12 protein-coding genes are annotated in these 12612 nt (G+C 66.2%); 4 read left to right on the plus strand and 8 right to left on the minus strand.

What is annotated here, in order from left to right:
* The first annotated feature begins 228 nt into the window (after positions 1 to 228).
* From E3O06_RS18420 to E3O06_RS09440, 3 genes are read left to right on the plus strand one after another with little or no spacing between them, the layout of a single operon-like run.
* Positions 229 to 1053, plus strand: a complete 825-nt coding sequence (locus tag E3O06_RS18420; RefSeq protein WP_166788165.1) for an alpha/beta hydrolase fold domain-containing protein — start codon at positions 229 to 231, stop codon at positions 1051 to 1053.
* Positions 1050 to 1580, plus strand: coding sequence for a hypothetical protein (locus tag E3O06_RS09435; RefSeq protein ID WP_134503086.1), 531 nt, complete (start codon positions 1050 to 1052; stop codon positions 1578 to 1580). The genes E3O06_RS18420 and E3O06_RS09435 overlap by 4 nt, the downstream gene beginning before the upstream one ends.
* Positions 1577 to 2503, plus strand: coding sequence for an LLM class flavin-dependent oxidoreductase (locus E3O06_RS09440; RefSeq protein WP_166788166.1), 927 nt, complete (start codon positions 1577 to 1579; stop codon positions 2501 to 2503). Before E3O06_RS09435 ends, E3O06_RS09440 begins: the two co-directional genes overlap by 4 nt.
* A 3-nt stretch (positions 2504 to 2506) precedes the next feature.
* Here E3O06_RS09440 and E3O06_RS09445 read toward each other — a convergent pair whose 3' ends face one another.
* From E3O06_RS09445 to infC, 4 genes are all read right to left on the minus strand, one after another.
* On the minus strand, positions 2507 to 3307 hold the full coding sequence (locus tag E3O06_RS09445) for a TrmH family RNA methyltransferase (RefSeq protein WP_134503090.1): 801 nt from the start codon (positions 3305 to 3307) through the stop codon (positions 2507 to 2509).
* A 138-nt stretch (positions 3308 to 3445) separates the two neighbouring features.
* The gene (gene rplT / locus E3O06_RS09450; protein ID WP_104196972.1) at positions 3446 to 3838 is read right to left on the minus strand and encodes a 50S ribosomal protein L20; all 393 of its coding nucleotides are present in this window, start codon (positions 3836 to 3838) and stop codon (positions 3446 to 3448) included.
* Positions 3839 to 3888: 50 nt separating this feature from the next.
* Positions 3889 to 4083 (minus strand): 50S ribosomal protein L35, encoded by a 195-nt coding sequence (gene rpmI, locus E3O06_RS09455; protein WP_092111710.1) that lies wholly within the window; start codon positions 4081 to 4083, stop codon positions 3889 to 3891.
* Positions 4076 to 4804 (minus strand): translation initiation factor IF-3, encoded by a 729-nt coding sequence (gene infC / locus E3O06_RS09460; RefSeq protein WP_420898876.1) that lies wholly within the window; start codon positions 4802 to 4804, stop codon positions 4076 to 4078. The genes rpmI and infC overlap by 8 nt, the downstream gene beginning before the upstream one ends.
* 187 nt (positions 4805 to 4991) lie before the next feature.
* Here infC and E3O06_RS09465 point away from each other — a divergent pair, with 187 nt between their 5' ends.
* Positions 4992 to 5357 (plus strand): DUF1844 domain-containing protein, encoded by a 366-nt coding sequence (locus E3O06_RS09465; protein ID WP_134503092.1) that lies wholly within the window; start codon positions 4992 to 4994, stop codon positions 5355 to 5357.
* A gap of 77 nt (positions 5358 to 5434) precedes the next feature.
* Here the strand turns inward: E3O06_RS09465 and E3O06_RS09470 are convergent, their stop codons facing one another.
* Genes E3O06_RS09470 through priA form a run of 4 tightly spaced genes read right to left on the minus strand, consistent with a single transcriptional unit; the run spans position 5435 to position 12548 of the window.
* Positions 5435 to 6223, minus strand: a complete 789-nt coding sequence (locus tag E3O06_RS09470) for a DNA-formamidopyrimidine glycosylase family protein (protein WP_134503094.1) — start codon at positions 6221 to 6223, stop codon at positions 5435 to 5437.
* Complete coding sequence (locus E3O06_RS09475; RefSeq protein WP_134503096.1) at positions 6216 to 10889, minus strand: ATP-dependent helicase; 4674 nt, start codon at positions 10887 to 10889, stop codon at positions 6216 to 6218. Before E3O06_RS09475 ends, E3O06_RS09470 begins: the two co-directional genes overlap by 8 nt.
* Positions 10890 to 10944: 55 nt before the next feature.
* On the minus strand, positions 10945 to 11802 hold the full coding sequence (locus tag E3O06_RS09480) for an SseB family protein (RefSeq protein WP_134503098.1): 858 nt from the start codon (positions 11800 to 11802) through the stop codon (positions 10945 to 10947).
* Positions 11802 to 12548 (minus strand): bifunctional 1-(5-phosphoribosyl)-5-((5-phosphoribosylamino)methylideneamino)imidazole-4-carboxamide isomerase/phosphoribosylanthranilate isomerase PriA, encoded by a 747-nt coding sequence (priA, locus tag E3O06_RS09485; RefSeq protein WP_134503100.1) that lies wholly within the window; start codon positions 12546 to 12548, stop codon positions 11802 to 11804. Before priA ends, E3O06_RS09480 begins: the two co-directional genes overlap by 1 nt.
* Positions 12549 to 12612: the final 64 nt, after the last annotated feature.

Here is a 12612-nt window from a genome sequence, read left to right on the forward strand (position 1 = left end):
CCCTCAGTTTGGCCTCTGCGAGGCACTCAGGACACAAGATGCCGCTTCAGCGGCCCGGGAAGAGAACTGAAACAACGCGGTCACCTGCGCCGATCAACAGCTCTGTTACAACGCCCCCAGTATGGGTGGTGGTATTCCCCAGTATCCACACCCTGTCAGTGATAGGCAGCGCAGGGAGAGGCGGTGACCCGCCGTTCTTGTCAGGATCGACCTATGAGATTCGGCGCGATGACAGCAGCAGCCGTGCGGTGGTCCGAGTCGGAAGTGCAGGCCGAAGACGGGTATCGCATCCCGCTCAGAATCTATGACGGTCCCCGCTCCGGCCTGGCCACACTGGTATGGGCGCACGGCGGAAGCTGGACGCGCGGTTCCCTTGAAGACTGGCACGCGGCATGCCTGGCCCTGACCTCCCTGTGCGGCCTTCGTATCGTCAATGTCGGCTATCGGCTGGCTCCGCGGTGGACGCACCCCACCGCCCTGAATGACCTCCTCAGCGTGGTGCGGTGGGCGACCGCGCATCTGACAGACCCCGCGAGCCAGCTGGTGATTGGCGGGGACAGCGCCGGAGGCACGATTGCCGCTGGCGCTGCATTGTGGTGCCGTGATCACGGAATGCCCGTCGCGGGACAAATACTGGCCTACCCCCCCTTGGACCCAGAGTGCACAGCGCCTTCTTACCTCGCCATGCCGGCACGATTCCCGGAGCGTCGCCAGCTGCAACAAGCGTGGGCTCGCTACCGGGGGCCACTCGCCGACCGAAGGGATGAGTCCTACCTGACACCGCTGAACGGGTCAGACCTGTCCGGACTCTGTCGCACCGCCCTCATCACGGGGACCTTCGATCCTGTCTCAGACGACGTGCGATCCTACGCCGCAAACCTGCAGCGGGACGGAGTTCCTGCCCTTCTGCACACCGATCCGGCGCTGGAGCACGGCGACTTTCTGTTTCAGCGAGGACCGCGGCCCAATCCTGTGCACGTTTGGATCAACACAGTGCTGGACACCTGGTTCGACACCACACACGACCACAACAGAATGAGGACTCCACGATGACCAGCCCATACCCGAGTGAGCTCTCGGTGACAGACAATGCTTCAGCCCTTCTCCGGCACTTCGCCGATCTCCGTGACGGCACGCACGGTGAGGCGCACAGTCGTGCCGACAAGGAGGCTCTGTTCGCGACCACAGCGACGCTCATGGATTCGCCGTGCCGCTCAGCGCTGACAGAACTGAATGCGGCGCTCTTGCTGAACACTGGAACGATCCACAGCACCGGTGTGGCCCGAACGCAGGACGGCGGGCTCGGCTGCTCGTGGACGCTGTCGTGGCCCCGTCAGGTAGCCGCAGAGATCCCTCCGATCACTCTGATGGCCTACTTCGGCCGCAACTTTCACCATCCACATCTCCGCGGAGGGACGGTGCGCGAATGGCCTCTCAACGTATTCACCCCCCTGCAGGCTGCGGGCGAGCTGCCGACGTTACGCGCGATAGCGTCCGCCGAACTGCACAATCTGGTCTTCCTCGCGGATTTCCGCATCGTGCCGGCAACCGGACCTGCTGACGCAGTTTCGCCGTGGTGAGGCTGTCGATTCTTGACCAGTCGCCGATCGCCGAAGGTACGACCGCTGCCGCGGCAATCCGCGACACGGTGCGGCTGGGGACGGTGGCGGCCGAGCTCGGTTATGAGCGTTTCTGGGTGGCCGAGCATCACGACTCCCCCAGTTTCGCTGGCACCGCACCGGAGATTTTAGCGCTCGCGCTCCTCGAAAACACGAGCGGGATCCGGATCGGTACCGGCGGGGTGCTGCTCGCTCGGTACACTCCGGCGAAGGTGGCCGAGACGTTCAATATTCTGGCTGCCTTGCACCCAGGGCGAGTCGACCTGGGCATAGGGCGGGCCGGCGACCGCGACGGCTCATACCCCGCGAAGGTTGTTGAGCTGCACGAGAGGCTGGGTCTCCTGCCCGATGATCCGGAACGCACGGATCTTCGACTCTGGATGCTGGGCGCCGGCCGCAGCACTGCCCCGGTCGCCGGAGCGATCGGAAGCGGCTACGCGCACGCCCACTTCTTGAATCAGGAATCCGCACAGGCTGCCCTGCACGCCTATCGAGACAGTTTTCTTCCCACCGTCCATCGCCCGGAGCCCGAGCCTCTTCTTGCCCTACGAGTCATCACAGCGGAGCACTCCAGCATCGTGTCCGGGTTGCGGGAGATCGCCCTGCTGTGGCGGTCACGCAAAGACCTGGGTGATGACAGCCCGTTCCCCGCCATGAACGTGTCCTTGGCGCACCGCTGGAGCGGGCACGAAACGACCCGCCGCGCTGCCAACCAGTCATCGATTATTTCGGGAACACCACAGGACGTGAGACATCAGCTTGAAGATCTGGCCCGCCTCCACGGTGTCGACGAGATCATGGTCAACAGCCCAATTGCCGGGTATGCGGATCGAGAAGCTTCGTATGCCTTGCTCGCTAAGGCTTTTGCCTTGGTGCGGAAGTGATGCTCAGGCGCGTTGGGCGAATGCACTTTCATACAGGCAAACGGATGCCGCGGTCGCCAGGTTCATCGACTCGGCTTCGCCGTAGATCGGCACGCTGACACTGCGATCGACCCGAGCGAGGTCCTCGTCGGTCAGGCCGCGCGCCTCGTTGCCGAACAGCCAGACGGTCGGAGCGGCCAGCAGCCCCTCGTTGCGGGCGGCCAGCAGGTCGGAGCCCTTGATGTCAGCCGCGAACAGTTGCAGTCCGGCGGCCCGAGCGCGATCGAGCACATCGGAAAGATCGGCCGCGATGGCGACGGGCAGGTGAAAGATGGAGCCGGTCGAGGAACGGATGACCTTGGGGTTGTACAGGTCGACGCTGCGACCGGTGAGGATGACGGCATCCGCGCCAGCAGCATCCGCTGCCCGGATGATGGTGCCGGCGTTTCCGGGGTCACGCACCTCTTCGAGAATGGCGACGAGCTTGGGCTCGGCGTTGAAGATTTTCTTGACCGAGGTGGGGAACTGGTGGCAGACGGCGACGAAGCCCTGCGGGGTGACCGTGTCGGCCATGGCCTCGAGTACCTCTTCGGAGACGAACTCCACCTCGACCTGGGCGTCTACGGCCTTCTGGGCCAGGTCGGTGTAACGGTCGAGAGCTGTGGGAGTGGCAAACAGCTCCACGACGAGTTCCGGACGAAAGGTGAGGGCTTCGGAAACGGCCTGCGGGCCTTCGAGCAGAAAGAGACCGGACTCGAGGCGCGCATCGCGCTTGGCAAGTTTTGCGACGGCACGGACGCGCGGTGAACGGGGATTATCAAGCATGTTGTTCAGTTTAGCTGCACAACGTTTACAGAAAAGGAGCGGGCGACCAGGTCGCCCGCTCCTCACTGAAGGTGCTGCTGACTGTTCAGAACGTTCACGCCCAGGAGGCAGACGGTGCTGAACAATCGAGATAATGCATTACGCCGTGACGGCGACCTTCGGTGCCGAGGTATCGGCGGGAAGGGCTGCCTTGGCGCTCTCGACGAGGGCGGCGAACGTCGCTGCCTCGTTGACGGCCAGGTCGGCGAGGATACGACGGTCAACCTCGATGCCGGCCAGGCCGAGGCCCTGGATCAGACGGTTATAGGTGAGGCCGTTCGCGCGCGACGCAGCGTTGATCCGCTGGATCCACAGGCGACGGAAGTCACCCTTGCGTGCACGACGATCACGGTAGCTGTAGGTGAAGGAGTGAGTGAGCTGCTCCTTGGCCTTGGTGACCAGGCGTGAACGCTGTCCGCGGTAGCCCTTGGCGCGTTCGAGAATAACGCGGCGACTCTTGTGGGCGTTTACGGCCCTCTTTACTCTTGCCATTTTTTACAAATCCTTATTCGTTGACGAGGCCTGGTTTATGGGCCAAAAAATTACAGACCGAGAAGCTTCTTGATGGTCTTCTGATCCGACTTGGCCAGCACCTGGTCCTGGTTCAAACGGGACTTGCGCTGCGTGCTCTTGACTTCGAGGTTGTGACGAAGTCCGGCCTGCTGCTTCATGATCTTTCCGCTACCGGTGACCTTGAAACGCTTCTTGGTTCCGGAGTGGGTCTTCATCTTAGGCATGTGGTTCCTCCTGTTTCGCTGCCTTGTCGGCAACCTTGTCTGCCTTATCGGCTACCTTGTCTGCCTTCTCGGCAGCCTTGTGGGCGTTGATCTCAGCCTTGGCTTCTGACTTGTTCTTCAACGGGCCAATCACCATGACCATGTTTCGACCGTCGATCATCGGAGTAGATTCCACAGAACCGTACTCGGCGACATCCTCGGCAAATTTTTGGAGCAGACGTACGCCCTGGTCGGGTCGGGACTGTTCGCGGCCACGAAAAAGAATCATGGCCTTGACCTTGTCACCGCTCTTCAGGAAGCCCTCGGCGCGTTTGCGCTTGGTCTCGTAGTCGTGCGTGTCAATCTTGAGACGGAAACGAACCTCCTTGAGGATCGTGTTCGCCTGGTTGCGCCTGGCCTCCTTGGCCTTCTGCGCAGCCTCGTACTTGAACTTGCCGTAGTCCATGATCTTGGCCACGGGCGGCTTGGCTTCGGGTGCAACTTCGACGAGGTCGAGGTCGGCATCCTGTGCCAGGCGCAGGGCAACATCAATCGCCACGACCCCGACCTGCTCGCCGTTGGGACCAACGAGACGAACTTCGGGGACGCGTATACGGTCATTTGTACGGGGATCGCTGATGCGTCTCTCCTCTTGGTTAACTTCGTGATCACAACCAGACAGCGGATGCCGACTGGGGACGAAGAGAGGAAAATCACGCGTTTTACAGACCAACTTTTTCATTGGCCTGCATTTCACGACACCCTGTCTACCCTCGCCCTGCCACCTGCCCGAAGGAGGTGATAACGCGACGGCGGAGTGCAATCTACCCGGTAACCTTGATGAAGCGGTATGCGCGGGTGGGAGATTCTCCACTTTCGTACCGAGACTATTGTCCCGGAACCGAAGATCAGCCTAGCAGAGGAATGCAGTGAGCCAAAGTTTTGAGCACGATACGAGTTTTGAGCAGAATGCGGCACAAGCAACACGCGATATCGCCGATGTAGCCGCGGTGGAGATCATCACCACGGCCGCAGTGCACCTGATGAGTGCCGCCGCCGTGAAGTGCGGACTCGCCGAAGATCCCGACGCCCAGATCGACCTCGACGAAGCCCGCAAGCTCATCACGGCCCTCGCCGGCCTCGTGACAGCCGCCGCACCCGACATCGCCGATATGCACGCCCGCAGCCTGCGTGACGGCCTGCGCTCCCTGCAGCTCGCGTTCCGCGAGGCCTCCTTCGTGCCGGACCCGATCGGCGAGGGCCCCGGCGAGAAGTACACCGGCCCGGTCAACTGACTCCCTGCCCTACGAGCGGATGCCGCCGGTCACCCCGACCGACGGCATCCGTTTTGCGTTCCTCGGCAGCAACGAGTTCAGGTCTGGCAGCGCGGGCACCAGAAGGTGTTGCGCTGCTCCACGTTGCTGCGGCCCAGGGTGCTGCGTTGGATGCGGGTGCCACAGCGTCGGCATGCCTGACCGCCTCGCCCGTAGACCCAGGTTTGGGCTCCGCGGCGCAGGTTGCCGGTGGTCGTGCGTTCGTCGCGGTCTTTGTTGGCCAGGAGCAGGCGCCGGGCCAGACCCACGAGCCCTGGCAGGTCGGTGACCTCGGCCATGGGGCGGGTCGGTAACAGTCCGCGCAGAAAGCAGAGCTCGTTGACGTAGACGTTACCGAGTCCGGCCAGGTTGCGCTGGTCGGCGAGGGCCAGAGCGACCGGTTGTTCGGGCCGGGCAGCAAGGCGAGTGGCGACCTCGGCGCTGTCGGCGACACCCCACTCGGTGTCGAGCAGATCGGGCCCGAGGTAGCCGACCGCCTCGGCCTCGGCCCGAGTCGGCACGAGCTCCAGCACGCCGAGTTCGAAACCGACGGCGACCCACTCGTCCGTCTGCAGCACGATCCGTGCCTGAAAGGCCGGCCGCTGCCACCGTGTGCCCGGCCGGTAGAGGTGCCAGGCACCCTCCATCTTGAGGTGGGAGTGGATGCTCGTCTCGCCGACCCGGTGCAGCAGGTGTTTGCCGCGACTGACCACGTCGTGCACGGTCTGCCCCGTCAGGTCGACGGTCGCGAAAGCGGGTACCCGAATGTCGCAGCCGGTCAGGATGCTGCCGCGCAGGGCCTGGTCGAGGGTACGCGCGGTGCGGTAGACGGTATCGCCCTCAGGCACGCAGCCTCAGTCCCTTCGGAGTCTCGGTGAACCCGGCAGCGCGCAGGGCCACGCCCACGTCGGTACCGATCACGAACACACCATTGGCCGTTTCCACCGCGATCTTCTGCACCCGGCCAGTGGTGACGAGGGCGGCCAGACTCACGGTGGCCGCCGCGAGCACGGCCTCATCCGTTTCGAAGGCAACCACGGTTTTGCCGCCGCGCTCGACGTACAGCACGAGGGCTCCGTCGACGAGCACGACGAGTGCGCCCGCTTTGCGGCCCGGGCGATGGATGGTGTCGCCGGGCAGTGTCGGCCACGGCAGGGCGGCGCCGTAGGGGTTCGCCGGGTCGGTTGCGGCGAGGGCGACCGCGACCGGCGCGGCCTTCCGATCTGCACCAGACGGGCCCGCTACCCCGACGGCGAAGGTGCGCAGCCGGTCGATGGTGCCGCCGGTGGCGAACTGGGCGGCGCCGAGCCCTTCGATGAAGTACCCGCGTCGACAGCGTGCCATTTCTTCGAACCCGGTGAGCGTTCGGTAGACGAGGGAGAATCCGCCGATGACGCTCTCGGCCATCACCGCCCCACGCGTGACCACTCCATAGCGTTCGAGCAGGGTCTCCCCCAGTGCGTGCGCGCGACGGGTCGGTGACTCGTCGGCCACCGGCAGGATCGACCAGCGTCCCGACACCGTCGGCGGACCGCTGCGGCTCGGCAGGTTCGGCCTCGGCATCGACCGCCCGCGATGCAGGTGGGCGCGGGGCACGGCCCGGCTCTGCCGGTGGGCGGTATGGCCTCCGGCCAGCAGCGACCGCACCGGGGCGAAGGTGTCGTTGTTGATCAGACCGGCCCAGACCAGGTCCCACAGCGCCTGCACCAGTGCGGCGTCGTCCTGGCTGCCGACGGCATCGGCCAACTGCCGGAAGAAGTAGGCACCCCCATTCCCCAGGGTTGCGAGGATCTCCTGTTGCAGGGGCGTCGTCTCGACATCGATGGGCAGTGGCAGGGTGAGCTGGGCGGTTTCGGCGAGGTGCAGGCTGACCCAGCCGTCGTTGCCGGCGAGGGTTCCCGCACCCGCCCAGAGCACCTCCCCCGCGTTGGTGAGTTCGTCGAGCATGCCCGGCCGGTAGTCGCTCACCCGGGCGGGCAGAATGAGCGTCTCCCAGGCGGAGGCCGGAATGCGCGCACCCTCCAGCTGCTCCACAACGGATGCGACGCCGTCGATTCCGCGCAGCTTGCCGCCCACGTGTTGCCACGCCGGCAGAAACCGGCCGATGGCCTGCTGGTCGACCGGTTCTACCTCATGCCGCAGCGCCGCCAGGGAACGGCGGCGGAGGCGCCGCAGCACCTCGGCGTCGCACCATTCCAGGCCGCTGCCGTTGGGGCGAAATTCGCCGGCCACGACGCGTCGGGCGTCGGCGAGGCGGCCGAGGGCGATCTGCACGACGGCGATGCCGAGCCCGAACCGGTCGGCGACGGCGGCGGCGGTGAACGGCCCGTGCGAGCGTGCGTAGCGGCTCACCAGGTCGCCGAGCGGATCAGCAACGGTTTCGGTGAAGGCGGCAGACACCCCGATCGGGAGGGGAACGCCGAGGGCGTCGCGCAACCGGCTGGCGTCTTCGACCGCAGCCCAGCGTTCCTGACCCCCGATGCTCACGCGCATGGCTCGGCGCGCATCGACGAGGCTGTGCAAGGCCTGCGCAGCGAGGAGGACGCCTTGCTCGTCGGACGCGAGCGACGACTCGGGCGTGGGCAGGAGCATCCGCTCGGCGACCTCGCTGGCGCTCTGCGGCCCGAGGGTGCGCAGCAGATCGGCGACGCCTTCCATGCCTTTGGCCAGGTAGTCGGGCGCGAGCCGTTGCAGTTCCCGGTCGGTCTGGTCGATGACGGCGGGATCGAGAAGCTCCCGCAGTTCGACCCGGCCGAGCAGTTCGGCCAACAGGCTTGAGTCGATCGCGAGGGCCGTGGCGCGCCGCTCGGCGAGCGGGGTGTCTCCCTCGTACATGAAGGCGGCGACGTAGCCGAACAGCAGGGTGCTCGCGAACGGGCTGGCAGTGTCGGTCGTGATCTCGACCAGCCGGAGTTCGCGCGAGGCGATCTGGCGGGCCAGCGCCCCGAGGGCAGGGAGGTCGTAGACGTCTTGCAGGCATTCCCGCAGGGTCTCGAGAATGATCGGAAAGGTGGGAAAGGTGCGGGCCACGTCGAGCAGCTGCGCGGCCTTCTGCCGTTGCTGCCAGAGCGGCGACCGGGAGCCGGGCTTGTACCGGGGCAGCAGCAGGGCCCTGGCTGCGCACTCACGAAACCGGGAGGCGAACAGGGCCGAGCCGCCGACCTCGTCGGTGACCAGCTGCTCGAGCTCGTCGGGGTCGAAGACGAACAGTTCGCTGCCGGGTGGTTCCGTTTCGGTGTCGGGGATGCGCACGACGATACCGTCGTCGCTCGCGACGCAGGAGCCGTCGATTCCGTAGCGTTCGCGCACCCGTGCGCCGACGGCGAGGGCCCACGGTGCGTGTACTGGGGTGCCGAATGGGGAATGCAACACGACCCGCCAGTCCCCCAGTTCATCGCGGAACCGTTCGACAACGAGGGTGCGGTCGGTCGGCAGTTGTGCGGTTGCCGCACGCTGCTCGTCGAGGAAGGCCAGCAGGTTGCTGATGGCGCGCTCGTCGAGGCCACCCACAGCGCAGCGTGCTCGAGCGTCGACGGGTGGCAAACTCCCGACCTCCCGCACAAAGGCTCCGATAGCCTGGCCGAGCTCGGCCGGGCGGCCGAGGCCGTCACCCTTCCAGAACGGCAGCCGCCCTGGCTGCCCGAAGGCGGGCACGACGAGCACCCGGTCGTGGGTGATCTCCTGGATGCGCCAGCTCGTGGTGCCAAGGGCGAACACATCATTCACGCGTGACTCGTAGACCATCTCCTCGTCGAGTTCGCCGACTCGCTTGCCGGTGACCTGGTCGCCACCGACCATGAAGACGCCGAACAATCCGCGGTCGGGAATGGTGCCGCCACTCGTGACCGCGAGCCGTTGTGCGCCGGGGCGACCGGTGAGGGTGCCGGCATCGCGATCCCAGACGATGCGCGGGCGCAGTTCGGCGAACTGGTCGGAGGGGTAGCGACCGGCGAGCAGGTCGAGGGTGGCTTCAAAGGCGGAGCGCGGCAGGGTCGCGAACGGCGCACTGCGCCGCAGGGTATCGAACCAGGTTTCTACCTCGATCGATTCGAGCGCGCAGGCCGCTACGGTCTGCTGGGCCAGAATGTCGAGCGGGTTGGTGGGCACCCGCAGCGATTCAATCGCCCCGGCCACCATGCGCTCGGCGGCGACGGCAGCGTGGATGAGGTCGGCCCGATGCTTGGGGTAGATCACCCCCCGAGAAATCTCTCCGACCTGGTGTCCGGCCCGGCCAAGCCGCTGCAGCCCGCTTGACACCGATGGCGGTGATTCCACCTGCACGACCAGATCGACGGCGCCCATGTCGATGCCGAGCTCGAGGCTCGACGTGGCGACGACACAGCGCAGCCGTCCCGATTTCAAATCGTCTTCTATGAGCGATCGCTGTTCTTTGCTGACCGAACCGTGATGAGCGCGAGCGAGCAGCGGCTCAGTTCCCGCGCTTTGTCCGCTCGCGCCCATGAGCTCGGCCGGTGCGCGAACTGCCGGCTGGGCGCCCGCAGTGCCGAGACCTCCCAGCGAATCGGGCACTACAGTCGGCACCGTAACCAGAGCGGATGTCTCCTCCCCGGCCAGCCGTTCGGCATAGATCTCGTTGAACCGGGCCGTGAGTCGTTCGGTGAGTCGACGGGAGTTCGCGAAGACGATGCTCGAGGAATGCGCGAGCACCTCGTCGACGATGGCCTCTTCGACGTGCGGCCAGATGGAACCGGTCTGCGGAGCGGCGGCCGACGTGACCCCCTCGCCTTGTGGCACCGGTCCGAGGTCGCTCATGTCGTCGACCGGAACGACCACGCGCAGGTCGAACCGTTTCAACGCGGGCGGTGCCACGATCTGCACGGGCGCTGCTCCGCCGAGAAACCGAGCCACCTCACTCTGCGGGCGCACGGTGGCCGACAATCCGATGCGCTGGGCCGGGTGGCTGAGCAGGGCATCGAGTCGTTCCAGGGAGACGGCCAGGTGGGCGCCACGCTTGCTCGCAGCCACCGCGTGTACCTCATCGAGGATGACGGTTTGTATACCCCGCAGCGATTCACGGGCCGCCGAGGTCAGCATGAGAAACAGGGACTCCGGAGTGGTGATGAGGATATCGGGCGGCGAGGTGACCAGTTTGCGTCGGTCGGCGGCCGGGGTGTCTCCCGAGCGCACGCCGACGGAGACGTGCGGCGGTTCCAGGCCCAGGCGCTGGGCGGCGCGGCTGATGCCCACCAGGGGCGCGGTGAGGTTGCGTTCCACATCGACGCCGAGGGCCTTGAGCGGGGAGATGTACAGCACGCTGGTGCTGGGCACGCGAGTGCCGGTTGCGGCGTCTGGCTCCGCTTCGGTGTACAGCCGGTCAATCGCCCACAGAAAGGCAGCAAGGGTCTTGCCCGATCCGGTCGGAGCCACGACGAGGGCGTGCGAGCCCTGCGAAATGGCAGTCCATGCGCCCAACTGGGCGGCGGTCGGCGCGGCAAACGCTTCGGTGAACCAGGCGCGTGCGGCCGGGGAGAAGCGATCGAGAACGTCGGTCATACCGTCATTCTCGCCCGAACCACCGACAACGCCCTCAACACGCCAGAAACTTGAGCTATGTCGACGCAACGAGCTTGACGCGCAGCGAATCGACGCCGGTCGTGATGATCTCGCTCTCCGACCACCGGATGCCCAGCCGGCTCAGAATCGCATCGAGATCGGCCTGGGTGAGCCCGTCGACCAGCTCAAGCTGCACCACGAGTTCGGGGCCGTCGAGCCGGGCCAGGGGGTCACCGGCGGAGAGCGCAACGGTCAGCACCGACAGTTCCGTCGCGATCGAGGCAGCGAAGGCGTCGGCGACATGGCGGCTCGCATAGCTCGGTGTCCACGGCAAGGATTGCGCGATCGCCCACAGCGCCGGACGACGAATGACGAATTCACCGGGCGAGGTCGGATCGAGCACGACGAGGTCGGTGTTCTCCTGCGCAGCGGCCAGGGCGACGCGCACGGCATCCGCTGGAACCGGCCGGGCGAGGGGGTTCCATGCCGTCATGGCGGCGGTCGAGGAGAAGGCGGGCAGCACGGTCCGGCCGTCGGGGCCGGCCACGGTGATGATCGACAGTTCCTGCGTCTTGTCGATCGTCTGGCCGCGCGCGTTCAGGGCTGCCTCGCCGAGTTTGGTGACCAGCGGAATCAGCAGGCGGGAACCGCGGATGGCGTCGATGACGTTCTCTTCGCCGACCTCGCGGGCCTGAAAGCGCGCGAGGGCCGCTGCGAGGGCCGCGGGAGCAGCCCCGTCGTCGCCGGCGTCGAGGTTCGCCTCGAATTCTCGGCCGGCCCAGGGTTGCCCGGCCGAATCGGCCAGCTCGTTCGGCTCCCCGGGCTGGCCCGGCGAGCTCGCTGAGCCCAACTGCGGTACGCCGGGCCGACCCGAGGGTTCGCCCGTGGAGCCGAGGTTACGCGCCTTGGCCATTAGTCGCCCGCGACGTCCAGGGCCTCGGCCAGGGTGAACGCGCCGGCGTAGAGCGCCTTTCCCACGATGGCGCCTTCCAGGCCCAGCGGCACGAGCTTGCGCAGCGCTTCGATGTCATCGAGGCTGGAGATGCCACCGGAGGCGATGACCGGCTTGCGCGTGCGGTCCAGCACCTGACGCAACAGGTCGATGTTGGGGCCCTGCAGGGTGCCGTCCTTGGTGACGTCGGTCACCACGTAGCGGGCGCAGCCGGCCGCTTCGAGGCGTTCGAGCACCTGCCAGAGGTCTCCGCCGTCCTTGGTCCAGCCGCGCGCGGCGAGCGTCGTGCCGCGTACGTCGAGGCCGACCGCAACGGCTTCGCCGTACTGGGCGATCACACTGGCCGCCCATTCCGGGTTTTCGAGGGCCGCAGTGCCGAGGTTGATGCGTTTCACGCCCGTGGTCAGTGCGGCTTCGAGGGATTCGTCATCGCGGATGCCGCCGGACAGCTCGATCTTGACCCCCTTGACCTGACGAATGACCTTCTTGATCACTCCGGTGTTGTTGCCCCGACCGAACGCCGCGTCGAGGTCGACGAGGTGGATCCATTCGGCGCCCTGCCTGGCCCAGTCGGCCGCAGCGTCGACCGGGTCACCGTAGTTCGTTTCCGTGCCCGCTTCGCCCTGCGTCAGGCGAACAGCCTTGCCGCCCGCCACATCGACGGCGGGCAGGAGGACGAGCCTCGGTGTCTTGTTGAACTCGCTCATTGGTGTCCTTGATTGGTGCGGTCGCGTGCTGCGACCAATGTCATGGCAGGTGCCGGTTCGGATG

The organism is Cryobacterium glaciale (assembly GCF_004402535.1).
In the GTDB taxonomy this organism is placed as follows: Bacteria; Actinomycetota; Actinomycetes; order Actinomycetales; family Microbacteriaceae; genus Cryobacterium; species Cryobacterium glaciale.